Genomic DNA, 23,255 nt, shown 5'->3' on the forward strand with positions numbered 1-23,255 from the left:
ACATGACCACCATCAACGAGTCCGGCGTCCACGTCGCCGTCGTCGGCGCGACCGGTCAGGTCGGCGCCGTCATGCGCACGCTCCTCGCCGAGCGCGCGTTCCCCGTCGCGAGCATCCGCTTCTTCGCGTCCGCCAGGTCCGCCGGGAAGACCATCGCCTTCGAGGGCGTCGACGTCGTCGTGGAGGACGTCGAGGCGACCTCGACCGACGACCTCGCCGGGATCGACGTCGCACTCTTCTCGGCCGGGGGCTCGACGTCGAAGGCGCAGGCTCCCCGGTTCGCTGAGGCCGGCGCCCTCGTCATCGACAACTCCTCCGCCTGGCGCCTCGACCCCGACGTGCCGCTCGTCGTCTCCGAGGTCAACCCCGAGGCGATCCGCGAGGCGAGCAAGGGCATCGTCGCGAACCCGAACTGCACCACGATGGCCGCGATGCCGGTGCTCAAGCCGCTGGCCGACGAAGCCGGTCTCGAGCGTCTGATCGTCGCGACCTACCAGGCCGTCTCCGGCTCCGGTCTCGCCGGGGCCGAGGAGCTCGACGGGCAGGCGCGGGCCGCCGTCGGGCAGGACACCCTGGGTCTCGTCCACTCGGGGGCGTCGGTCGACTTCCCGGACCCGGTGAAGTACGTCGCGCCCATCGCGTTCAACGTGCTGCCCATGGCCGGCTCGATCGTCGACGACGGCTCGGGCGAGACCGACGAGGAGCAGAAGCTCCGCAACGAGTCCCGCAAGATCCTCGGGCTGCCTGCGCTGGCCGTGGCCGGCACGTGCGTGCGGGTGCCGGTCTTCACGGGGCACTCGCTGGCCATCCACGCCGAGTTCGGTGCCGCGATCACCCCGGAGCGGGCGCGCGAGCTGCTCGCCGACGCCCCGGGGTCGAGCTCGCCGACGTGCCGACGCCGCTCGCCGCGGCAGGGGTCGACCCGTCGCTGGTCGGACGCATCCGGACGGACCAGTCGGTGCCCGACGGTCGCGGGCTCGTGCTGTTCGTCGCCAACGACAACCTGCGCAAGGGCGCCGCGCTCAACGCGGTGCAGATCGCGGAGATCGTCGCGGGCGACCTCGCCGAGCTGGCGACCCTGGAGGCGGCTGACTCCGACGAGGCGTGACGGTGACGACGCCCCCTGAGTGCGTGTAGCGGCCCGACGGGCGGTCGCACGGCACGGCGTGAACGAGAGGACCCGGTCGGGCGTTGCCCGGCCGGGTCCTGTCGTCTCCGCGCCGAGATCGCTCTCCTCGTGAAGGACAGGCTTGCGCCGGGTCGCGTTCTATGGTTCATTAGTCAAGTAATGAACCACTGAACCGGGAGGCGTGATGTTCGACGGCACCGAGCCGATCTACGTGCAGATCGCCGATCATCTCCGTGCCCAGGTTCTCTCCGGGGAGCTCCGGGAGGAGGAACAGGTCATGTCCACCACGCAGTTCGCGACGACGTTCCGCATCAACCCAGCCACCGCTGCCAAGGCGTTCTCCGGGCTCGTCGACGAGGGAGTGCTCTACAAGCGGCGCGGCGTGGGCATGTTCGTCGCGCCAGGCGCGCACGCGCGCCTCCTCGCCGACCACCGCGCCGCGTACGTCGAGCAGGTCCTGGACCCCGCGCTCGACCGCGCCGAGGTCCTCGGCATCCCCATGGCGGCCCTCCTCGACCACGTCCGACGACGAGCCGCCGCCACCGGCGACGGTGGCGCCTCTGCCGACGGCGCCTCTGCCGACCACCCGACCGACACCGACGAGGTGAACCCATGACGACCGAACTCGTGGAGCCGTTCGCCGTCGAGGCGCGCGACGTCGTCGTGCGCTACGACCGCGACGGCGAGCCCGCCCTCGACCACGCCGACCTGTACATCCCGGCGGGCAGCATCACCGGCCTGCTCGGTCGCAACGGCGCCGGGAAGACGACCCTGCTCTCTTTGCTCGCCGGATTCCGGCGACCGGTCGCGGGGAGATCCTCGTCGGGGAGCCCGGCGGGCTCGCCGAACCGTTCGAGAACCCGTGGGTGAGCATGAACGTCCAGCTCGTCCGTGAGGCCGGCGACGTGTGGGGCGACGAGCGCGTCTCGAGCTCCCTGTCGCACTACGAGCTGTTGCGGCCCGCCTGGGACGTCGACCTCGCCGACCACGTGCTCGACGCGCTCGAGGTCGACCGTCGTGCGAAGTACGACTCGCTCTCGCGGGGCAAGAAGTCCGCCGTCGCGGCCGCCGTCGGCCTCGCCTCGCGGGCGCCGCTGACGATCTTCGACGAGGTCTACCTGGGCATGGACGCGCCCAGCCGGTATGCGTTCTACGACCTGCTGCTCGCCGACTACGCGGAGCACCCGCGCACCATCATCCTCTCCAGCCACCTGATCGAGGAGGTCGAGCGGCTGTTCGAGCACGTCGTCGTCCTCGATCGCGGTCGCACGCTGCTCAGCGAGCCTGCGGAGGACCTGCGCGGACGCGGGACGCGCCTGACGGGACCGGCCGACGTCGTCGCCCGGCACGTCGGGGCCCGACGGGTCCTCGCCGAGCAAAGGCTGGGTCGCACGGCGCAGGTCGCCGTCCTCGGGACGTTCAGCGTCGACGAACGATCCGCTGCGGTGGGCGACGGCCTGGAGCTCACGGGAGTCGGGATCCAGGACCTGTTCGTCCACCTCACGAGACCCGAGCAGGCGGCCGCGGTCGCCGCGGGGAGCCCTGCCGACGCACGCCAGGAGGAGGCACGATGACCACCCTCGACGAACGCCAGGAAGCGGTCGCCGTCCACGAGCGGCGCGCCACGCGCGCGGTCACCAACTATGTGATCGGTGGGACCTGGTACATCGGCATCTGGTACTTCGCCGTCGCCGTGGTCGGCGCCGCGATCATCGTCGTCATCGAGGTGAGCAACGACGGGGTCGGGATCAACCCCGCCACCGGCCCGGCAGGGTCGGCGCGGTTCTTCCTCTTCGTCATGGGGATCCTGCTGCCCTTGATGCTCATGCCCGTGCACCTGGCGGCCGGCGGGACACGGCGCACGCTGACCCGCGGGTTCCTCGTCGGGGGAGCCGCGGTGGGCGTCATGTTCGCTGCTGCCGCGACCCTGGTGGTCCTGCTGCAGCCGTGGGTGCTCGATCTGCTGGGCGTCGGCACGGGGAGGCCCTGCCGATCCTCGCGTTCCTGGGCACGCAGATCGCGCTCTGCATCGTCTACGTCTTCGCCGGCAACGCGATCGCCCTCGGCTACTACCGGTTCGGCGGCTGGCGCGGGACCGGGGTGCTGATCGTCCTGCTGCTGCCGCCCGCGCTCGCCGAGTACGCGTCGGCGGCGGGGCTCGTCACCGGTCTCGAGCTCCCGTCCACGGCGGTCGTGGTCGCGGGCAGCGCGCTCGCCCTCGCCGTCTCCGCGGCGGCGGTGTGGTTCCTGCTTCGGGACCTGCAGGTCCGGTCGTCCTCCGGGTGACCTCGGTGGGCGGACGGCGGCCGGTCGCGACGGGCGTCCTGGCGGGCGGGGCGCGCGAGCGCGCCCTAGGCTCCCGGGCATGAAGCCCTTCCTGCTGCTCGCCTCCAGGGCGGAGGACCTCGCCGCCGACGGCGAGCACGCGGCCTTCCTGAGGTTCGGGGGCTGGAGCGCGACGAGCTGCACCAGGTGCGCATGGAGGCCGCGCCGCTGCCGGCGATCGACCTCGACGACTACTCCGGGGTGTTCGTCGGGGGCAGCCCGTACAACGCGAGCACGCCCGAGCACGAGAAGTCGGCCGACCAGGTGCGTGTCGAGAAGGAGCTCAAGCCGCTGCTCGACGAGATCGTCGACCGCGACTTCCCGTTCTTCGGGGCCTGCTACGGCGTCGGGACCCTGGGTCTGCACCAGGGCGCCGTGATCGACGAGCACTACGGCGAGGAGGTCGGGCCGATCCAGGTCGCCGTCACCGACGCGGGTCGCGACGAGCCGCTGCTCGCGGACATGCCCGACGTCTTCGACGCCTACGTCGGGCACAAGGAGGCGTGCCGAACCCTTCCGGAGCACGCCGTCCTGCTCGCGACCTCCGACAAGTGCCCGGTCCAGATGTTCCGGGTCCGGGAGAACCTGTTCGCGACGCAGTTCCACCCGGAGCTCGACGCGGACGGGATCGCCGAACGGATCCGCATCTACCGCCAGCACGGGTATTTCCCGCCCGACGAGGCCGAGCAGGTCATCGCGCGGGTCTATGCGGGCGACGTGACAGTGCCGCACCGCCTGCTGCGGTCGTTCGTGGAGCGCTACGCCCGGAGCTGAGCGTCGCCCGCTCGACGGTGAGGCACGGCGGCCACGCTCAGCGGACGAAGTACGTGCCCCGGTCCGGCTCCGTGAGCGCGCGGACCGCGTGACCGAGGCGGTCGCGGCTGGTCTGCTGCAGGTCGTCCGGCAGATCGCCGAGCTCGAACCATCCGACGTCGAGCGACTCGTCGTCCGCGACGTGCGCACCGTCCGCGGACGCCGCGGAGACGGGCCGGCACACGAACGTGTGGTCGAGGTACATCGCGCGGTCGCCGTTGGGATAGGTGACGACGTCGGACGCCACCACGGACGCCAGCGTCTCCACGGTGACCTCGACGCCGGTCTCCTCGAGCACCTCGCGCGCGAGCCCGACCGCCGGGTCCTCGCCCGGCTCGAGGATGCCGCTGATCAGCGCCCAGTGCCCCGTGTCGGAGCGTCGCCCGAGCAGGACGCGCCCGTCGGGGTGCAGGACGACGGCCGTCACTCCGGGAAGCCAGAGCAGGTCGGTCCCGATCCGGCTCCGCAGTGACGTGATGAACTCGGGGATCGGCATGGTGGTGAGCCTAGGGGAGTGCGAGCCGGCCGACGACGACGGTCGCCCCGATCTCCTCGTCCGTCTCCACGACGGCGGTCAGCCCGGCGTCGGTGAAGGCCGCGACCGCGGCGTCCCGCTGGCGCTCGCTGGTCTCGACGACCACGCCGCCGCCGGGCGCGAGCCACTCGGTCGCACCGGCCGCGACCTGTCGCAGGAGGTCGAGCCCGTCCGCCCCGCCGTCGAGCGTCACGCGCGGTTCGTGGAGCCGCGCCTCGGGCGGCAGGAGCTCGATCTCGTCCGTCGGGACGTACGGGACGTTGGCGGCCAGGACGTCGACGCGCCCGCGCAGGTGCTCCGGGAGGGCGTCGAACAGGTCTCCCTCGTGGACGGTCCCCGCGAAGCCCTCGAGGTTGGTCCGGGCGCAGGCCACGGCCGCCGGTTCGACGTCGGCCGCGTGGAGCTCGAGCCGGCCTTCGAGCGCCGTCGCCACGACGAACCCGATCGCGCCGGAGCCGCAGCAGAGGTCGACGACGCACGGGACGTCGTCCGACCCGTGGCCGCGGCCGGGGGCTGCCGCCTCCCGGGCGAGCAGGACGGCCTCGACGGCCAGCGCCTCCGTACGCCGCCGGGGCACGAACACGCCCGGGGCGACCGCGACGCGCAGCCCGCAGAACGCCGCCCACCCGATCACGAGCTCGAGCGGCTCACCCGCGATGCGACGGGCGACCATCGAACGGAGGTCGTCCAGCCCCGCGGCCGCGTCGAGGAGGAGGGACGCCTCGTCCTCGGCGTACACGCTGCCGGCGGCCCGCAGGGTGGCGACGACGTCCGTCGGGCCCGCCGCGGCCCGGGCGGTCGCGCCCTGCGGCTCGCTCGACGGACCTGCCGGTTCGGGGCTGCTCAGGGTGGGAACCACGCACCCAGGCTAGGTGCGCGACCCGAGGGACGTCGTCCGAATACCGGAATCCCGTGGACGGAACCGGCCACCGTGCTACGTTCCTGCCGTGGACATCCGTTGGTATTGGCGCTTTACGCCGGCTCCTGGTGGGGCCGAGCGGGCGCGCGCCTGACCGACACACCCCACCGGAGCCAGCACAGGGCCTTGGACGCACACCGCGTCCGGGCCCTTCGTCGTATCGACGGGCCGGTCCGGGCATGGATGCGGTGAGCGGTCCGTCACCCACCGCCGCACGTCCCGACCAGGAGAGATCATGACCGCCCCGACCGTCAGCCAGCGCACAGCACCCCTCGACCCGGCCCTCGACGAGCCTCGCGGTCCGGACCAGCCGGACCAGCCGGACCAGCCGGACCAGACACTGACACCCGATACCTCTGTCGCCGAGACCGGTGCGACGATGGGCGACGTGACCTCGACCCCCGACTACACGGACCGCGCCTCGACGAACGACCTGCGCATCCGGGCCCTCGACCCGCTGCCCGCCCCCGCGGACGTGCTCGCCGACATGCCGCTGGGCGACGCGCGCTCCGAGCTCGTGACGTCGTCCCGCGCTGCTGTCCGTGACGTCCTCGCGGGGGACGACGACCGCCTCGTCGTCATCGTCGGCCCGTGCTCCGTGCACGACCCGGTCGCCGCGCTCGACTACGCGCGTCGCCTGGCCGCGGTCGCCGCGGAGGTCTCGGACGACCTCGTCGTCGTCATGCGCGTCTACTTCGAGAAGCCGCGCACGACGGTCGGGTGGAAGGGCCTCATCAACGACCCGCAGCTCGACGGCACGCACGACGTCCGCACAGGCCTGCGCCTCGCCCGCGAGGTGCTGCTCGGCGTCCTCGACGCCGGGGTGCCCGCGGCGTCCGAGTTCCTCGAGCCCACCTCGCCGCAGTACATCGCCGACGCCGTCTCCTGGGGCGCGATCGGGGCGCGCAACGCCGAGAGCCAGGTGCACCGCCAGCTCGCGTCGGGCCTGTCGATGCCGGTCGGGTTCAAGAACGCGACCGACGGCGACGTCCGGATCGCCGTCGACGGCTGCATCACCGCGGCGAGCGAGCACACCTTCTTCGGCATGGACTCCGCGGGCCGCGCCGCCGCGGTCGAGACCGCCGGCAACCCCGACTGCCACGTGATCCTCCGCGGCGGGCGGGGCGGCCCCAACTACGGGTCGGACGACGTCGCTGCCGCTCTCGAGATCGCCCGCACCTCGGCCCTCGGCGGGGCCGTCGAGCACGGCGTCGTCGTCGACGCCTCGCACGGCAACTCGAACAAGGACCATGTGCGCCAGGCCGAGGTCGTCCGCGAGGTCGCCGCGCGGCTCGCGGAGGGGAGCAGGGCATCACGGGTCTGATGCTCGAGTCGTTCCTCGTCGCGGGCGCGCAGGACCCGGCGCCGTCCGGGCTGGAGTACGGCAAGTCCGTGACCGACAAGTGCATGGACTGGGACACGACGGCCGAGCTGCTCGACGTGCTGGCCGGTGCCGTCCGGGCCCGCCGAGCCCTCTGACCCGAGCCCCTCCGCCGAACCGGCGATCAGGTTCGATCCCGGCCCCTGGATCACACCTGATCACCGGTTCGGCGTGCTCGGATCGCCGGTTCGGCGCACCAGGACGACCGCGCACCGACCGCGTCCGGACCGCGCACCGAAGTCCCGGCGGCCCGACACCCATCCGGGTGCCGGTCGGTGTCGAACCGTAGATGTCCGGTCTGAGGCAGACTGGGCCCGTGCCACACGTGAGGACGAGCGACCCGAACGCGGTGGACGCCGCGCTCGCGGCGTGCGCCGGGGGTGACTCCGACGCGTTCGGCCCGGTCTACGACGCGTTGTCCCCGTCCGTCTTCGGAGCCGCCCTGGCGGTCCTGAGGGACAGGGACCACGCGGCCGAGGTGACCCAGGAGGTGATGGTCGAGATGTGGCAGACGGCGGAGCGCTTCGACGCGACGCGCGCGTCCGCGCGCACCTGGGCCGTCACCCTCACCCGACGCCGTGCCATCGACCGCGTGCGGTCCGAGCAGGCGCGGCGCGCCCGGGACCAGAAGGACCTCGACGCGAGCGCCGTCGGCAGGGAGCGCGACGTGGTCGCGGAGGAGGTCGACAGCGCCTTCGAGCGGGCCGCGGTCCGCGACTGCCTCGACACCCTCACCGAGACGCAGCGCGAGTCCGTCGTGCGCGCCTACTACGGCGAGCGCACGTACCGCGAGGTGGCCGAGGACCTCGGTGCGGCCCTGCCGACCGTGAAGTCCCGGATCCGCGACGGGCTCAGCCGGCTGCGCGACTGCCTGGGGGTGAACCATGGCTGACGAGACACTGGGACGGTCTGCGACGCGCGAGGCCTGGGACCTCCTGCCTCTCTACGCCCTCGATGCCCTCGACGACCTCGAGCGGCGCCAGGTCGACCGGCTCCTCGCGGACGACGCCGACGCGCGGCGAGCCCTCGACGAGTACCGGGAGACCGTCGGTGCCTTCGTCGTCGACACCGAGCCTCCGGCCGAGCTGCGCGCGGCGACGCTCGCCGCGATCGGCGGCGCCACCTCGGACGACGGCGCGAACCCCTACGCCGCGGTCGATCCGTCGACCGGGGATCGTCCCGGACACGCGGCCGACGTCGCCGCGGGCCCTGAGGGCTCGAACGTCGTGTCGATGGCGGCGGCCCGCGAGCGGCGAAAGCGCAGCTGGCGGCTCGCCGCCGTGGCCGCGGTCGCGGTCGTCGCGGTCGGCGTGCCCACGGGCATCGCGGTCGACAGCCGTCAGACGCAGGTGCGCCTCGAGGCCCAGGCGACCCGCGTCGCGGACATGCTGGCCGATCCCGACGCGCGTCTGGTGACAAGCACGGTCGCGGGCGGCGGCGAGGCGAGCGCGCTCGTCTCGGGCGGCGACGTCCTCTTCACGGCCTCCGGCCTCCCGGAGGCCGCGGACGACGAGGACTACCAGCTCTGGATCGTCGCCGAGGCCGGCATCACCTCGGCCGGGCTGCTCGACACGTCGGACGCCGTCTCGCAGGCTCTCGTCGAGGGCGCCGATGGCGAGGTCGTCGCGATGACGCTCGAACCCGAGGGCGGATCCGACCAGCCGACGTCCGACCCGATCGTCGCGCTCGAGACGTAGCCCGACGGCAAGTTCTGGACGAAGCCGGGCGGCGCTCGAGACATCGCCGGACGGCGCCCGGTCACGGCACCCGTGCGCCCGGGAGACCAAGCTCGCGCCCGCCCGCGCCGGCCCGCACCCACCACCGCGGACGATGCCGCGTGCGGCACGATGTCGTCATGCGCACCTTCGATGAGCTCGTCGCCGAGGCGGACGCCGCCCCGACCGACGGCTGGGACTTCTCCTGGTTCGACGGTCGGGCGACCGAGGAGCGTCCGTCCTGGGGCTACGCGCGGCTGATGGCCGAGCGGCTCGGCACGGTCGACGCCGCGCTCGACCTGCAGACCGGCGGGGGTGAGGTGCTGGCGTCGGCGGTGACCCTGCCGCGCCTCATGGTCGCGACCGAGTCCTGGCCGCCGAACGTCGCCGCGGCGACGGCGCTGCTGCACCCGCGGGGCGTGGCCGTCGTCGCCGACCACGACGAGCCGCCGCTGCCGTTCGGCGACGCGGCGTTCGACCTCGTGACGAGCCGCCACCCCGTCGTGCCGTGGTGGTCCGAGATCCACCGGGTGCTGCGCCCCGGGGGACGTACCTCGCCCAGCACGTGGGGCCGGCGAGCGTCTTCGAGCTGGTGGAGTACTTCCTCGGTCCGCAGCCGGAGGCGCGCCGCGGCCGGCACCCCGACGACGAGGCGAAGGGCGCACGCGAGGCGGGCCTGGAGATCGTCGACCTGCGCGCCGAGCGGCTGAGGGTCGAGTTCTTCGACGTCGGCGCGGTCGTGCACTTCCTTCGCAAGGTCGTCTGGATGGTGCCCGGGTTCACGGTCGACGCCTACCGCGACCGCCTCCGCGAGCTCGACGCGCAGATCCGCGCCGACGGCCCGTTCGTCGCCCACTCGGCCCGTCACCTGGTCGAGGCGCGCCGGCCCGACTGACGCCGCGCCGTCCGGCACCCCGCACGACCGGACCGGGTGACCGGACCGGCCGACCGGACCGCCGGGCTGGACCCGCCCGCCGGCCTGACGACTGGCCGCGCGCACGACGAAGCCCGGCCACCGCACCGAGGGGTGCGGAGGCCGGGCTGTCGAGGTCCGGTACGGCCTGCCCGAAGGTCGGCGGGCCGTGCCGGGGTCAGGCTCGGGTCACATGGCCGGCATGAGCACCGAGTCGACCAGGTAGACCGTGGCGTTCGCGGTCTGCACGCCACCGCAGATCACGTTGGCGTCGTCGACCATGAGCTCGTCGCCCTCGCCCGAGACGGTGACGGTGCCGCCCTCGACGGTGTCGTGGTCGCCCACGATCTCGTCGGGCGCGATCTGGCCGGGCACCACGTGGTAGGTGAGGATCTTGGTCAGCAGGTCGCTGTCCGTCTTGAGCGTCTCGATGGTCTCGGCGTCGATCTTCGCGAATGCGTCGTCGACCGGCGCGAAGACGGTGAACTCGTCGCCGTTGAGCGTGTCGACGAGGTTGACGTCGGGGTTCAGCTCGCCCGAGACGGCGGAGACGAGGGTGGTCAGCAGCGGGTTGTTCGACGCGGCCACGGCGACCGGGTCCTGGGCCATGCCGTCGATCGAGCCGTCTCCGTCCGGGACGGCGGTGGCGTACTCGGTGCAGCCCGCACCGACGAGGTTGGCGGCCGGGTCCATGTCGTCGTCGGCCATCTCGTCGTCCATGTCGTCCATGGTCTCCTCGGGCATCGCCGACTCCTCGGCGGGAGCCTCGGCGGCGGTGTCGTCGGCGGCCGCGTCGTTCGCGGTGTCGGACGAGGAACAGGCCGCGAGGCCGAACACGGCGAGGGCGGCGAAGCTGGCGGCGGCGGAACGGGTACGAACGTTCATCGGTCTCTCCTGTCGTCGTCGCCCTGCGTTCTGCGGGGCGTGTCACCGGTGGTTCGGAGAGGCCCGAGGGCCGGATGGGTCGGGATGGTCGCGAGTTCTTGTCGGGCCCCGGCAGCGCGGCGGGTGCCATTGCGGGGGAGGATCGGGGGATGGACGATCCCCACACCGAGAGGCAGCCCCGACGGAGGTTCGACGGCGAGATCCTGGCGTTCGGGACGTCGTCCGGCACGCGGGTCGTCGTGGGGCGGTGGGTCCGGTCGCCGTTCGGCGCCTTCGCGGACGTGATGGTCGAGCGCGGCGACGGCCACCGGGTCCTGGTCGCACCCCCGGAGGTCGCGGACTTCGTCGCCGAGACCTACCGGTTCGACGAGGTCGTGCGGACCGCGGTGAGCGCGGTCGTCGTCGGTACCGAGATCGGTGGGGAGGGGTCGGACGGCGTCGCGCACCTCGCCCATCCCGCTCACCTCGTCCTGCGGGCCGGGCCGCTCGCGGCGGACGTCTGGACCGGGGGTCGGACGGCGTACGGCCGGGTCCTGCGCCTCGTCCCGCGGGCGCTCGCGACCTCGGCCGATTTTGCGCGCGTCACGGACCCGGTCGCGCGCCTCGCGCTGCGCGGGGTTCGCACGCGGGGGAGCGCAGGGGCGGGGCGGCACGAGTCCTACGGGGCGACGGACTCCCACGCGATCGTGGCGGTCGAGGCGTCGTGGGACGGCGAGGCCCTCGGGGCCCTGCGTGATGTGGCCCCACCGGTGCGGTTCGGCTTCGGTTCGAGCCCTCCGCGGCCGACGGCGACACGGCTCGTGACCACAGTCGTCGGGTGATCCGCCGCCGGGCTGCGGCGTGACCGGTCTGCGCGGCCCCGACCCGCGCGGACCCGGACCCCGACGGCCTACGATCTGGCGAAGGGTCACTCGGGCTCCGGATCCCGACGGACGGGCTGTGGCGTCGCTGCGCCTGCCCGGTCGCCGACCCCTGGCGAGGAGGCCGAGCGCGTGGGTGACGAGGATTCGCCGGTCGACGACCTGGAGCTCCTGCGCGCGTTCGAGCCGGCGGTCCGGTTCACGAAGGGCGAGTACTTCTACCCGGTGTCCGTCGACCGGTACGTGCAGCGCGCGGCGTTGTGGACCGCCCCCGAGGGCGACGAGAGCACTCTGGTCGCCGAGCCCGGGACCGTGGACCTCGACGTCCTCGCCCGGCGCGGCGCCGGAACCCCGGAGGTCGTCGAGTCCCTGTCCGGGGTGGTGACCGGTGCCGAGCGACGGCGCGTGACGATCCCGCACGCCGCCCGGCCGCCTCGCCTGCAGGGCGGGAGCCGGCTCGCTGCCGTGGGCCTGGTGGCGCGCCTCGTCGACGCGCTCAACCGGGTCTCCCTGGTGTTCCGGGGCAGCGTGCCCGGCGGCAGCGCGGCCGCGTCGTTCCTGCTGCAGCGTGACCACCTGGCCCCGGACGAGCCGACCTACTACGGCAGGGTCGTGCGCGACGGCAGCTGGATCGTGTGCCAGTACTGGTTCTTCTACTCGTTCAACAACTGGCGTTCCGGGTTCGGCGGAGTCAACGAGCACGAGGCCGACTGGGAGCAGGTGACCGTCTACCTCGACGGCGTGGGCGAGGCGGACGACGTCGGCCTGCCGGCCCCGCGCTGGGTCGTCTTCTCCGCACACGACGAGACCGGCGACGACCTGCGTCGTCGGTGGGACGACCCCGACCTGAGCCTCGTGGACGGCCGGCACCCCGTGGTGCACGCGGGCGCCGGGTCGCACTCGGGCGCGTACCTGGCCGGTGACTACCTGATCAGCGTCCGGCCGCCGTCCTGGGGCGGGTTCTTCGAGGGTGTCCGGAAGGTGGCACGGGTCCTCACCCCCTGGTCCGTGAACGCGAACCGCTCCGGCGTCGGGCTCCCGTACGTGGACTACGCCCGCGGGGACGGACGAGTGATCGGCCCCGGCGGGGACCCGTGGCGCCGCGACGTGATCGACGAGAGCACCGGGTGGGTGCACGGGTTCCGGGGGCTCTGGGGACAGGACACGCGAGACCGGCTCGGCGGGGAACGCGGCCCGGCGGGTCCCCGCTACGAGCGGGACGGCACGATCCGCGAGTCCTGGGCGGACCCGATCGGCTGGGCGGGACTGGCGAAGGTGGCCCCGAACCCGTCCGTCGAGGCGGCGCTGGTGCGGGACCGGACCGCCGAGCTGGAGCTGCGCCTCGCCACGCTCGCGGAGGAGATCGACGAGGGTCGTCGCGGGCTGGAGCGCGCCGCCGCCGGGTTGGCGCCCGCGTCGCCCGCGGTCAGGGCGCTCGCCGACGAGGAACGTCGGGTGCTCGACCTGCAGATGGAGCGCGCGAGGCGGCGCGACGAGCTGTCCGTGCTGGAGGCCTCGGCGGGCAAGCCCGGCGCCGAGTCCGGCACCGATCCCGGCGCCGAGTCCGGCGCCGATCCTGGCCCTCACGCACATCTGCGCCACCGCCAGACCCCGCTGCCGCCGGTCTCGGCCCGGCGGAGCCGGGTGCTCGCGGGGTGGGCCGTCGTCAGCACGCCGGTGATCCTCTACGCCGCAGGGCTCGTGATCCTCCCGACCGTGGGCGTGAGCGCGACCCTGATGGCGATGTTCTGGCTCGTGTTCCTGCTGCTGGTCGAGGGCTTCGCCCGCGGCCGGTTCCTGGCGACCCTCGGCAGGGTCGTCGTCGCGGCGGCGGTGGTCGTGGGCCTGTACTTCCTCGTGTCCGACTGGCGCGTGATCCTCGGGTGGGGCTTCGTGGCGGCCGCGGTGCTGCTCCTCGTGGTGAACGTGCGCGACGCGTTCCGGAGGTAGGCGGCCCGAGAACCGAGCTGGTCGGCGAGGGTTGTATACAGGTGTGCAATGCCGCATCATGGGGCCATGACGACGACGCCGGCCCCCGAACGGCCCACCGTGACGGACCCGCCCGACACTACGGATACGCCGGGTCCGTCGGCCGAGGACCCTCGCGACAGCGGGACCGTCGAGCGTCCGGTCGCCTCGGGCTCGCGCACCCGGATCGCCGCGGACCTGCCGGGTCTCGGCATCGGACCGGAGCTCGGGGTGCGCCGCCAGTCGGGCGCGCGCCTCGTGTACGAGCACCTGCGCGCCGAGATCGTCGCCGGCGACCTCGCACCGGGGGAGCGGCTGACCGAGCCCGTCCTCGCCGAGCGCCTCGGAGTGAGCCGCACGCCGGTCAGGGAGGCGCTGCGCCTGCTCCAGGCCGAGGACCTCGTCGAGCAGCAGGCGACCGGCGGCATGTGCGTCGCACCGCTCGACGCCGGAGACCTCGGGAGGGTCTACGACGTCCGGTCACGTCTCGAGGGCCTGCTGGCCCGGGACGCGTGCCTGCGCGCGACCGCGGCGGACGTCGCCGAGCTCGAGCGGCTCGTCGACCTCATGGAGCGCATGCACGACGACGAGACCGAGGTGCTGCGCATCGGTGGCGAGTTCCACGGGCTCATCGAGCGGGTCGCCGCGAACCGGTGGGGAGCGGCGCTCCTGCGCCAGATCCGCGGGCACGTGGACCGCTACCGGGCGCTCGCCGCGCACGAGCGCATGGGCGGCACCGACCACATCGAGGAGCATCGCGCGGTCGCCGAGGCGATCGCGTCCGGAGACCCGGACCGGGCGGAGGCCGCGATGCGCCGGCACGTCGACCGCTCCGGTGAGCTCGCCGCGGCCGCGTTCGCCGCCGCAACCGTCGAGAAGGAGAGCTGATGCCCAGGACCGTCGTCCTCACCGTCCACCCGAGCGCCGAGCACCTCGCCCGCGAGGACCAGCTGGCGTGGGTGCTGGCCGAGCTCGCGACCGACCCGGTCGAGCCGACCGCCGAGGTCACCGACATGGTGATCAACCGCATCATCGACAACGCCGCGGTGACGGCCGCCTCACTGACGCGGGCCCCGGTCGTCGCGGCCCGCGCCCAGGCCCTCGCGCACCCGTACGTCCCGGGGTCGACCGTCTCCGGCACGACCCTCGCCACCGGGGCGAGCCCCGAGTGGGCCGCCTGGGCGAACGGCGTGGCGGTCCGGGAGCTCGACTTCCACGACACCTTCCTGGCCGCCGAGTACTCGCACCCCGGCGACAACATCCCGGCGCTCCTGGCCGTCGCGCAGCACGTCGGCGCGAACGGCGCGTCGCTGCTGCGCGGCATCGTCACCGGGTACGAGGTGCAGGTCGACCTCGTGCGGGCCGTGAGCCTGCACGCCCACAAGATCGACCACGTCGCCCACCTCGGCCCGTCGGTCGCCGCCGGCATCGGCACCATGCTCGAGCTCGACACCGAGACGGTGTTCCAGGCGATCGGCCAGGCCCTGCACACGACCACCGCGACCCGGCAGTCCCGCAAGGGTCAGATCTCCACGTGGAAGGCCTACGCCCCCGCCTTCGCCGGCAAGGTCGCGATCGAGGCCGTCGACCGGGCGATGCGTGGCCAGACGTCGCCCGAGCCGATCTACGAAGGCGAGGACGGCGTCGTCGCCCGGCTCCTCGACGGGCCCGACGCCCGCTACGAGGTCGTGCTGCCGTCGCAGGGCGAGCCGCGCACCGCGATCCTCGACACGTACACCAAGGAGCACTCGGCGGAGTACCAGTCGCAGGCGCTCATCGACCTCGCCCGCGCGCTGCACGACGAGCACCCCGAGCTCGCCGACCCGCGCGCCGTCGCGTCGATCGTCATCCACACCTCGCACCACACGCACTTCGTGATCGGCTCCGGGGCGAACGACCCGCAGAAGTACGACCCGACGGCCTCGCGCGAGACGCGCGACCACTCGATCCCGTACATCTTCGCGGTCGCGCTGCAGGACGGCGGCTGGCACCACGTCGACAGCTACGCACCCGAGCGCGCCTCCCGCCCCGATACCGTCGCGCTCTGGCACAAGATCACCACGGCCGAGGACGAGGGGTGGACGCGCCGCTACCACTCGACGGACCCGCAGGAGAAGGCGTTCGGCGGCCGGGTCGAGATCGAGCTGTCGGACGGCGGCCGGCTGGTCCGGGAGATCGCGGTCGCCGACGCGCACCCGCTGGGAGCGCGGCCGTTCGCGCGCGAGCAGTACGTCGAGAAGTTCCGCTCGCTCGCCGCGGGCGTGCTCGTCGAGGACGAGATCGAGCGGTTCCTCGATCTCGCCCAGCGCCTGCCCGACCTCACGCCCGCCGAGGTGCGGCAGCTCAGCGTCGTCGCTCGACCAGGACTTCTCGCCGGGGCACCGGCACGGCCCGGGCTGTTCGAGCTCGGGCGCGAGCACCCGCGGACGCCCCCGTCACCGTCCGGCGCGGGCGCCCCGGTCCCGCCGCCCCCGGCCGACCCGAGCGCGACGGGCACGAGCACAGCCGGCCCAGGCACGGCCGACGCGGAGGTGAGCTGATGCTGTACGCCCAGGCCACGCCGTCCGCCAAGCGTGTCGCGCTGCGCGAGGCGCTCGCGGCGCCCGGGATCCTCAGGCTCCCCGGCGCGTTCAACCCGTTGTCCGCGCGCCTGATCGAGCAGAAGGGCTTCGAGGGGGTCTACGTCTCCGGCGCGGTGATCAGCGCCGACCTGGGGCTGCCCGACATCGGGCTGACGACGCTCAGCGAGGTCGCCGGGCGGGCGCAGCAGATCGCCCGCACGACCGACCTGCCGACGATCGTCGACGCCGACACCGGGTTCGGCGAGCCCATGAACGTCGCGCGCACCGTCCAGACGCTCGAGGACGCCGGGGTCGCCGGCTGCCACATCGAGGACCAGGTCAACCCCAAGCGGTGCGGCCACCTCGACGGCAAGCAGACCGTCGACCTCGCGACCGCCGTGCAGCGCATCAAGGCCGCGGTCGACGGGCGCCGCGACCCGGACTTCCTCGTCATGGCGCGGACCGACGTCCGGGCGTCCGAGGGCTCGCTGCTGCCGTCGACCGGGCCAAGGCGCTCGTGGACGCCGGCGCCGACGCCGTGTTCCCCGAGGCGATGCGGGACCTGGCGGAGTTCGAGGCCGTCGCCGCCGCCGTCGACGTCCCGGTGCTCGCGAACATGACCGAGTTCGGCAAGTCCGAGCTCTTCACCGCGGCCCAGCTCGCCGACGCCGGCGCGAAGATCGTCATCTACCCGGTGACCCTGCTGCGCAGCGCGATGGGGGAGGCGGAGCGCGTGCTCGACGAGATCACCGCGACCGGGACTCAGCAGGGCATGGTCGACCGGATGCAGACGAGGGCCCGGCTCTACGAGGTCGTCGACTACGCCGGGTACAACACGTTCGACTCGGAGATCTTCACGTACGAACCCTGACCGTCGGGACGCTGGCCGACGAGGCCCGCGAGCACAGCCACATCACGAAGGAGTGATCATGAGCAGCAGCACGAGCAGCAGCACCCGTACGGGGAGCACGGCGGCCCTCACCCAGCCCGAGGTGCGCAAGGGCCTGGTCGGCGTCGTCGCGGACGTGACAGCGGTGTCGAAGGTCGACCCGGACACGAACTCGCTCCTGTACCGCGGCTACCCGGTCCAGGACCTCGCCGGGAGCAAGACCTTCGAGGAGGTCGCCTACCTGCTCTGGCACGGCGAGCTCCCGACACCGGACGAGCTGGCGGTGCAGAACCGTGCGGAGCGTGGGCGGCGTGGGCTCCCTGACCCGGTGCGGGACGCCGTCCTTGCGCTCCCGACGACCTGCCACCCGATGGACGTGTGCCGCACCGCCGTGTCCGTGATCGGGGCGCACGACCCCGAGGCCGAGGACCCGGGCCCGGCCGCGGAGCAGGAGAAGGCCGAGCGGCTGTTCGCGCTGCTCCCGGCCGTGGTGGCGCTCGACCAGCGCCGGCGGCGCGGTCTGGACCTCGTCGAGCCGCGCGACGACCTCGGCTACGCCGCGAACTTCCTCTGGATGGCGTTCGGCGAGGAGCAGGCGCCCGAGGTCGTGCGCGCGTTCGAGGTGTCGATGGTCCTCTACGCCGAGCACTCGTTCAACGCGTCGACGTTCACGGCACGCGTCGTCACCTCGACGCTCGCCGACCTCTACTCGGCGGTCACCGCAGCGATCGGGACGCTCAAGGGGCCGCTCCACGGCGGCGCGAACGAGGCCGTCATGGCTGCCTTCGAGGAGATCGGCACCGCCGACCGGGCCGCCGCGTGGCTCGACGACGCGCTGGGCGCGAAGCGCAAGATCATGGGGTTCGGGCACCGCGTCTACAAGCGCGGCGACTCCCGGGTCCCGTCGATGAAGGCGACGCTCGACGACCTCGTCGAGCACTACGACCGGCCCGATCTCGGCGAGCTCTACGACGCGCTCGCCGGCGCCATGGCCGAGCGCAAGAACATCCTGCCCAACCTCGACTACCCCGCCGGGCCCGCCTACCACCTCATGGGCTTCGACACGCAGATGTTCACGCCGCTGTTCGTGGCGAGCCGCGTCGTCGGCTGGACCGCCCACGTCATGGAGCAGCGGGCCGACAACGCCCTGATCCGACCGCTGAGCCGGTACGTGGGGCCCGCGCGGCGCGAGGTGCCGTAGGACGGCGGCGTGCCGTAGGACGCCAGAGGCCCGGACCCACGTCAGTGGGTCCGGGCCTCTCGATGTCCGGAGACATCCTGTGTGTCGGGGTGACAGGATTTGAACCTGCGACCTCGTCGTCCCGAACGACGCGCGCTACCAAGCTGCGCCACACCCCGATTGCTTCTGCGATGTCGTGCTCGCCGCCGTTCCCGGCTGCGTCCACGTCCTGCTGAGGAAGCCTGCTCAATATAGCCGACGAGACCCCGTGCGACGAAACCGGCGTCCGTCAGGCACGCGCGGGGCCGGGCGGGCGGGACGTGAGCGTCAGCAGCGTCGCCTCGGGTCGGCACGCGAAGCGCACGGGCGCGTACGGGGAGGTGCCCGCACCGGCCGACACGTGCATCCAGGTGGAGCCTTCGCCGCCCGCCTCGACGGGGCGCGGACCGGGCCAGCCGTGCAGACCCGAGGCCCGACGGCGGTCGAGGTCGCAGTTCGTCACGAGCGCGCCGTAGAAGGGGACTCGCAGCTGCCCCCCGTGGGTGTGCCCGGCGAGGATCAGGTCGTTGCCGTCGGCGACCATCCGGTCGAGCACCCGGCGGTACGGGGCGTGCGCGACACCGAGCCGGAGCGGGGTGGACCCGAGCGTGGCCGCCCCTGGGTCGCCGCCCGCGTCAGCGCCGGCACCGCGCGGGGACGGGAACTCGTCGCGGTCCAGGTGCGGGTCGTCGACGCCCACGAGGTCGATCTCGAGCCCGCCGACGACGACCTGGTCGCGCCGGTTGGTCAGGTCACGCCAGCCGTGGGAGCGCAGCGCGCTCGCGAGCTCGTCGGCCGGGAGGCTGGCCGGGTCGGCCGGGAGGCCGCGGCGGGCGTCGGGCAGCAGGTAGCGCGCCGGGTTCTTGGCGGTCGGCGCGTAGTAGTCGTTGGACCCCATGACGAACGCTCCCGGCGCCTGCTCGAGCAGGGGTTCGAGAGCACCGAGGAGCGGATCGAGCGCGTCGACGTGCGCCATGTTGTCGCCGGTGTCGACGACGAGGTCGGGCCGCAGGTCCGCGAGGGAGCGGAGCCACGCGATCTTGCGCGCCTGCCCGGGCGTCAGGTGCAGGTCGGAGAGGTGCAGGACCCGCAGGTCGTCGGCGCCAGGGGGCAGGACGGGGACCGTGACCTCGCGCAGGGTGAAGAGCTTCGTCTCCACGTGCGCGTACGCGACGCCCGCGCAGCCGAGCGCCACGAGTCCGCCGGCGACACGGGCCGAGCGTCGCGCGAGCGACGCGCGACCCGCGCGGTCGGCGGTCAGTCGTCGCTCTTGTCGTCGGACTTGGGCTTGTCGTCCTTCTTCTCCGCCGGCTTCGAGTCGCTGCCGGAGTCGTCCGAGTCGCTGCTCGAGTCGTCCGACGAGCCGGACGACGCCGGCGGAGCCACGACCTTGGGTGCCGGCGGCTTGCCGACCTTGTCCGGGTCGGGAGCCGGGAAGTCCTCGACCTCCATGCCCTCGCTGGCGGTGTTCATCACGGACTGCCAGACGGGGGCGGCGACCGACCCGCCGTACAGGCGCGGGTAGAACGTGCCGTTCACCGTGACGTTCTTGTTGTCGATCGAGTTGCTCTCGGCGTTGCCGACCCAGACGCTGGTGGACAGCTGCGGGGTGAAGCCCGTGAACCACGTCTGGCTGGAGAGCTGGGTGGTCCCGGTCTTGCCGGCCGCCGGGCGGTTGCCGTCGAGCGAGCGTCCGTAGGCGGTACCGATCGTCAGCACGTTCTCCATCGCCGAGACGACGGTCGCCGCGACCTCGGGGTCGAGCGCGTTCTCGTCGCAGTCCGGCGCCGGGACCTCGATCTCGTTGCCCTCGTTGTCGACGATCTTGGTGATCGACCGCGGGGTGCAGTACGTCCCGTTGCTCGCGAGGGTCGCGTAGGCGGCCGCCTGGTAGAGCGGTGTCGAGGCCTGGGTCCCGATGAGCATCGGGGCGACGACCTCGACGTCGTCCTCGACCGGGTCGTTGAGCGTGACGGCGCCCTGCGGCGACGACTTCGTGGTGGGCCGGAAGCCCATCTTCCAGGCCGTGTCGCGCAGGTCGCACAGGTTCAGCTCGAATCCCATCGAGGCGAACGCCGTGTTCACCGAGAGGTACGTCGCCTTGAGCACGGACATGTTGCCGGCCACGTTCTCCTCGGAGTTCGCGGGCTCCCAGACGTCGTTGCCGAGGCTCCCGACGCACGGGCTCGTCTTGAAGTCGCCCACGCGGCGCTCGACCTTGTTGGCGCTGACGACGTCGTTGAGCGTGTGCCCGCTGCGCAGCCACTCCGCGAGCACGAACGGCTTGAAGTTCGAGCCGACCTGGAACCCCTTGGACGCGCCGTGCGTGGGGTCGGCGGAGTAGTTGACGGAGGTCGTGCGCTCGGCGGGCTCGTCCGTGGCGTCGTACGGGATGTTCTGCGCCATGGCGAGGATGTTCCCGGTGCCCGGCTCGACGGTGGTCACCGCGGCCTCGAGCCCGCTCTGGTCGTCTGCCGGGACGGACGAGCGGATCTCCTTGTCGGCGGCCTTCTGCATCTTCGGGTCGATCGTCGTGTAGACCTTCAGGCCGCCGCGGTACAGGAGCTGCTGCCGGTCCGACGCCGTCTCGCCGTAGGCGGCGTTGGAGGTGATCTCCTTCGTCACGTAGTCGCAGAAGAAGGCGTACGTGCTGGTCGCGGCGCACCCGTTCTCGACCGGGTGGACGTCGAGGGTGTCCTCGATCTTCGTCTTGCGGGCCTCGTCGTACTCGTCCTTGGTGATGTAGTCCTGCTGGTACATCAGGTTGAGCACGGTGTCCCGGCGGGACTGAGCCTTGTCGGGAGCCTTGGTCGGGTCGTACCCGCTGGGGGCCTTGGTGACCCCGGCGATGGTCGCCGCCTCGACGACGCTCAGGTCCTTCGCGCTCTTGCCGAAGTAGTACCGCGCCGCGGTCTCGGCCCCGTAGACCCCGACCCCGAACTGCGAGATGTTGAGGTACGACTCGAGGATCTCGGACTTGGTGAGGCGCTTCTCGATCGCGATCGCCAGCTTCGCCTCGCGCAGCTTGCGCTCCATCGAGTCCTCGCGTGCCCGCAGGACACCGAGCTCGTCCCCGTCGCGCACGGCCTTCTCGATGAGCACGTTCTTGACGTACTGCTGGGTCAGCGTCGACGCGCCCTGCAGGTCGTCGCTCGTGAAGTTGTTCACCGCGGCGCGTGCCGTGCCCTCGACGTCGACCCCGCCGTGCTCCCAGAACCGCCGGTCCTCGGTGGCGACGACCGCGTGCTGCAGGTTCTCGGAGACCTTGTCCAGCGGGACGACGAGCCGGTTCTCGGACCAGTACCGCGCGATGATCGTCTTGCCGTCGTTGGCGTAGACGCGCGTCATCTCGGACAGCGGGCCGGGCTCGAGGTCCTCGGGGAGGTCGTCGAACACCTGCACGGTCTCGTCGGTGATCGTCTTGGACGCGGCGGCCAGCGGCAGGAGCATCCCACCGGCGAGCAGGCCGCCGACACCGGCGACGAGGACGAGGGCGAGCAGCAGCGCGATCAGCTGGAAGACGTTGACCTGACGGCCGCGCGCGGGAGCAGGGTTCGGCATGGCGCAAGCCTACGGGAGGGCCTGCTCCGACCCCAGGTGTGTGACGCGATCGGACGTGGACATCGTGTGTGGGTCCGGCGAAGACCGTCGCGGATCGATATGGTCGGCTCCATGGCAACCACCTGGGAGTACGCGACCATCCCCCTCATCATCCACAACACCAAGGCAGTCCTCGACCAGTGGGGCTCCGACGGCTGGGAGCTCGTCCAGGTCGTCCCGGGCCCTGACGGGAACGGGCTCGTGGCATACCTGAAGCGTCCCTCGGGCGAGGCGTGACCGACTCCGCCATCGGCCGCCGCCTGGCCGAGCTCGGGATCACCCTCCCGCCGGTCGCGGCGCCCGTGGCCTCGTACGTACCGGCCGTGGTCACCGGGCACTACGTCTACACCTCGGGCCAGCTCCCGTTCGTCGACGGCGCGCTGCCGGTCACCGGCAAGGTCGGCGACGGCGACGGGCTGGTCGACCCCGGGGTCGCCGCGGCGGCGGCGCGCACGTGCGCGCTCAACGCGCTCGCCGCGGTGCAGGACGTCGTCGGCGACCTCGACCGCGTCGTGCGGGTCGTGAAGGTGGTCGGCTTCGTGGCGAGCGACCCGTCGTTCACCGGACAGCCGGCCGTGGTCAACGGGGCGAGCACCGTGATCGGCGAGATCTTCCGCGAGGCCGGGATCCACGCGCGGTCCGCGGTCGGCGTCGCGGCCCTGCCGCTCGACGCTCCCGTCGAGGTCGAGCTGGTCGTCGAGATCGACGGCTGACCTCACCCTGCCGGGCCCACGCCCGGTGTCGGACGCCGAAGGGCCGCCTCCCGCAGGAGGCGGCCCTTTCGTCGTGTCTGTCCGGGGCCGGCGGGTGCGGCCCGCGTCTGCCGGGCCCGGCCGTGGCCGGCCGGGTGGGTCGCAGACCTAGCGGGCGCGGCGCTCGAGCCGGTCGAGGTCGAGCAGGACGACGGCGCGCCCCTCGCGGCGCACCCACCCGCGAGCCGCGAAGTCGGCGAGCGCCTTGTTCACCGTCTCGCGCGAGGCGCCGACGAGCTGCGCCAGCTCCTCCTGCGTGAGGTCGTGGGCGACGCGCATGCCCTCGTCCGTGGTCTCGCCGAAGCGGTCCGACAGATCGAGGAGCGCCTTGGCGACGCGGCCGGGGACGTCGGAGAACACCAGGTCCGCCAACGTCTCGTTGGTCCGGCGCAGCCGCCGGGCGAGCGCGTGCAGCAGGTGGGTGGCGACACCGGGGTGGAGCTCGATCCAGCTGACGAGCTGCTGGTGGCCGAGCTCGTAGACCACGGCGTCGGAGACGGCGCTCGCCGTGGCGGTGCGGGGCCCCGGGTCGAAGAGCGAGAGCTCGCCGAACATCTCGCTCGGTCCGAGGATCGAGAGCAGGTTCTCGCGTCCGTCGTTGGATCGTCGGCCGAGCTTGATCTTGCCCTCGGCGATCACGTAGAGGCGGTCGCCTCGCTCGTTCTCGCGGAAGAGCACCTCGCCCCGGGCCAGCTCGATCTGAGTCATCGACTCCAGGAGTCGACTGGTCTCCTCGCGCTCCATGGTCGCGAAGAGCGGGGCCGAGAGCACAACGTCGTCGTCCACGCGCA

General features: G+C 72.8%; 22 protein-coding genes, 1 tRNA gene and 4 pseudogenes. 20 read left to right on the forward strand and 7 right to left on the reverse strand.

What is annotated here, in order from left to right; genetic code table 11:
* The first annotated feature begins 2 nt into the window (after positions 1-2).
* The 7 genes and pseudogenes from QUE47_RS08945 to QUE47_RS08975 all read left to right on the forward strand — a co-directional run bounded on the left by QUE47_RS08945 (position 3) and on the right by QUE47_RS08975 (position 4,228).
* A pseudogene (locus QUE47_RS08945) lies at positions 3-1,108 on the forward strand (aspartate-semialdehyde dehydrogenase).
* A gap of 205 nt (positions 1,109-1,313) precedes the next feature.
* On the forward strand, positions 1,314-1,745 hold the full coding sequence (locus QUE47_RS08950) for a GntR family transcriptional regulator (protein WP_286217000.1): 432 nt from the start codon (positions 1,314-1,316) through the stop codon (positions 1,743-1,745).
* Positions 1,742-1,999, forward strand: coding sequence for an ATP-binding cassette domain-containing protein (locus QUE47_RS08955; protein WP_286217001.1), 258 nt, complete (start codon positions 1,742-1,744; stop codon positions 1,997-1,999). Before QUE47_RS08950 ends, QUE47_RS08955 begins: the two co-directional genes overlap by 4 nt.
* Complete coding sequence (locus QUE47_RS08960) at positions 1,996-2,703, forward strand: ATP-binding cassette domain-containing protein (RefSeq protein WP_286217002.1); 708 nt, start codon at positions 1,996-1,998, stop codon at positions 2,701-2,703. The genes QUE47_RS08955 and QUE47_RS08960 overlap by 4 nt, the downstream gene beginning before the upstream one ends.
* Positions 2,700-3,236, forward strand: a complete 537-nt coding sequence (locus QUE47_RS08965) for a hypothetical protein (RefSeq protein ID WP_286217003.1) — start codon at positions 2,700-2,702, stop codon at positions 3,234-3,236. Before QUE47_RS08960 ends, QUE47_RS08965 begins: the two co-directional genes overlap by 4 nt.
* Positions 3,230-3,415, forward strand: a complete 186-nt coding sequence (locus tag QUE47_RS08970; RefSeq protein WP_286217004.1) for a hypothetical protein — start codon at positions 3,230-3,232, stop codon at positions 3,413-3,415. The genes QUE47_RS08965 and QUE47_RS08970 overlap by 7 nt, the downstream gene beginning before the upstream one ends.
* A 79-nt stretch (positions 3,416-3,494) precedes the next feature.
* A pseudogene (locus tag QUE47_RS08975) lies at positions 3,495-4,228 on the forward strand (glutamine amidotransferase).
* A 37-nt stretch (positions 4,229-4,265) separates the two neighbouring features.
* Here QUE47_RS08975 and QUE47_RS08980 read toward each other — a convergent pair.
* Positions 4,266-4,763, reverse strand: a complete 498-nt coding sequence (locus QUE47_RS08980) for an NUDIX hydrolase (protein WP_286217005.1) — start codon at positions 4,761-4,763, stop codon at positions 4,266-4,268.
* A 10-nt stretch (positions 4,764-4,773) separates the two neighbouring features.
* Positions 4,774-5,661 (reverse strand): putative protein N(5)-glutamine methyltransferase, encoded by an 888-nt coding sequence (locus QUE47_RS08985; protein ID WP_434019665.1) that lies wholly within the window; start codon positions 5,659-5,661, stop codon positions 4,774-4,776.
* Positions 5,662-6,100: 439 nt separating this feature from the next.
* Here QUE47_RS08985 and QUE47_RS08990 point away from each other — a divergent pair.
* The 5 genes and pseudogenes from QUE47_RS08990 to QUE47_RS17190 all read left to right on the forward strand — a co-directional run bounded on the left by QUE47_RS08990 (position 6,101) and on the right by QUE47_RS17190 (position 9,712).
* Positions 6,101-7,200 (forward strand): annotated as a pseudogene (locus QUE47_RS08990) (3-deoxy-7-phosphoheptulonate synthase).
* Between the two features lie 218 nt (positions 7,201-7,418).
* A complete protein-coding gene (locus QUE47_RS08995) occupies positions 7,419-7,994 on the forward strand; it encodes a sigma-70 family RNA polymerase sigma factor (protein WP_286217006.1) in 576 nt (191 codons plus the stop codon).
* Positions 7,987-8,799, forward strand: coding sequence for an anti-sigma factor (locus QUE47_RS09000; RefSeq protein WP_286217007.1), 813 nt, complete (start codon positions 7,987-7,989; stop codon positions 8,797-8,799). The genes QUE47_RS08995 and QUE47_RS09000 overlap by 8 nt, the downstream gene beginning before the upstream one ends.
* 158 nt (positions 8,800-8,957) lie before the next feature.
* Entirely contained in the window at positions 8,958-9,527 is a 570-nt protein-coding gene (locus QUE47_RS09005; protein WP_434019666.1) for a class I SAM-dependent methyltransferase, read from the forward strand.
* Positions 9,528-9,583: 56 nt separating this feature from the next.
* Positions 9,584-9,712 carry a hypothetical protein gene (locus QUE47_RS17190; protein WP_434019667.1) on the forward strand — a complete coding sequence of 43 codons (129 nt, stop codon included), beginning with the start codon at positions 9,584-9,586 and terminating at the stop codon, positions 9,710-9,712.
* Positions 9,713-9,919: 207 nt separating this feature from the next.
* Here QUE47_RS17190 and QUE47_RS09010 read toward each other — a convergent pair whose 3' ends face one another.
* Entirely contained in the window at positions 9,920-10,615 is a 696-nt protein-coding gene (locus QUE47_RS09010; protein ID WP_286217008.1) for a fasciclin domain-containing protein, read from the reverse strand.
* A 149-nt stretch (positions 10,616-10,764) separates the two neighbouring features.
* On the opposite strand from QUE47_RS09010, the gene QUE47_RS09015 reads away from it, so the two are divergent.
* The 6 genes and pseudogenes from QUE47_RS09015 to QUE47_RS09040 all read left to right on the forward strand — a co-directional run bounded on the left by QUE47_RS09015 (position 10,765) and on the right by QUE47_RS09040 (position 18,094).
* Positions 10,765-11,436: a hypothetical protein gene (locus QUE47_RS09015; protein ID WP_286217009.1), complete on the forward strand. Its 672-nt coding sequence runs from the start codon at positions 10,765-10,767 to the stop codon at positions 11,434-11,436.
* Positions 11,437-11,607: 171 nt separating this feature from the next.
* Entirely contained in the window at positions 11,608-13,425 is a 1,818-nt protein-coding gene (locus QUE47_RS09020) for a hypothetical protein (protein WP_286217010.1), read from the forward strand.
* A gap of 66 nt (positions 13,426-13,491) precedes the next feature.
* Entirely contained in the window at positions 13,492-14,331 is an 840-nt protein-coding gene (locus QUE47_RS09025) for a GntR family transcriptional regulator (protein ID WP_286217011.1), read from the forward strand.
* Positions 14,331-15,983, forward strand: a complete 1,653-nt coding sequence (locus QUE47_RS09030) for an MmgE/PrpD family protein (RefSeq protein ID WP_286217012.1) — start codon at positions 14,331-14,333, stop codon at positions 15,981-15,983. Before QUE47_RS09025 ends, QUE47_RS09030 begins: the two co-directional genes overlap by 1 nt.
* Positions 15,983-16,875 (forward strand): annotated as a pseudogene (gene prpB, locus QUE47_RS09035) (methylisocitrate lyase). The gene QUE47_RS09030 and the pseudogene prpB overlap by 1 nt, the downstream one beginning before the upstream one ends.
* Before the next feature lie 58 nt (positions 16,876-16,933).
* A complete protein-coding gene (locus tag QUE47_RS09040; protein WP_286217013.1) occupies positions 16,934-18,094 on the forward strand; it encodes a bifunctional 2-methylcitrate synthase/citrate synthase in 1,161 nt (386 codons plus the stop codon).
* A gap of 84 nt (positions 18,095-18,178) precedes the next feature.
* On the opposite strand, the gene QUE47_RS09045 is transcribed toward QUE47_RS09040, so the two are convergent.
* From QUE47_RS09045 to QUE47_RS09055, 3 genes are all read right to left on the reverse strand, one after another.
* Positions 18,179-18,252 (reverse strand) — tRNA-Pro (locus QUE47_RS09045).
* A gap of 110 nt (positions 18,253-18,362) precedes the next feature.
* Positions 18,363-19,307 (reverse strand): metallophosphoesterase, encoded by a 945-nt coding sequence (locus QUE47_RS09050; RefSeq protein WP_286217014.1) that lies wholly within the window; start codon positions 19,305-19,307, stop codon positions 18,363-18,365.
* Between the two features lie 62 nt (positions 19,308-19,369).
* Positions 19,370-21,673: a transglycosylase domain-containing protein gene (locus QUE47_RS09055; RefSeq protein WP_286217015.1), complete on the reverse strand. Its 2,304-nt coding sequence runs from the start codon at positions 21,671-21,673 to the stop codon at positions 19,370-19,372.
* A 111-nt stretch (positions 21,674-21,784) separates the two neighbouring features.
* On the opposite strand from QUE47_RS09055, the gene sp36 reads away from it, so the two are divergent.
* Both sp36 and QUE47_RS09065 read left to right on the forward strand, forming a co-directional pair.
* Positions 21,785-21,949, forward strand: a complete 165-nt coding sequence (sp36, locus tag QUE47_RS09060; protein WP_286217016.1) for a Sp36 family protein — start codon at positions 21,785-21,787, stop codon at positions 21,947-21,949.
* A complete protein-coding gene (locus tag QUE47_RS09065; RefSeq protein WP_286217017.1) occupies positions 21,946-22,425 on the forward strand; it encodes a RidA family protein in 480 nt (159 codons plus the stop codon). The genes sp36 and QUE47_RS09065 overlap by 4 nt, the downstream gene beginning before the upstream one ends.
* 147 nt (positions 22,426-22,572) lie before the next feature.
* Here the strand turns inward: QUE47_RS09065 and QUE47_RS09070 are convergent, their stop codons facing one another.
* Positions 22,573-23,250, reverse strand: a complete 678-nt coding sequence (locus QUE47_RS09070) for a Crp/Fnr family transcriptional regulator (protein ID WP_286217019.1) — start codon at positions 23,248-23,250, stop codon at positions 22,573-22,575.
* Between the last annotated feature and the right edge of the window lie 5 nt (positions 23,251-23,255).

The sequence above is a fragment of the Paraoerskovia sediminicola genome (assembly GCF_030296575.1).
GTDB classification, from domain to species: domain Bacteria; phylum Actinomycetota; class Actinomycetes; order Actinomycetales; family Cellulomonadaceae; genus Paraoerskovia; species Paraoerskovia sediminicola.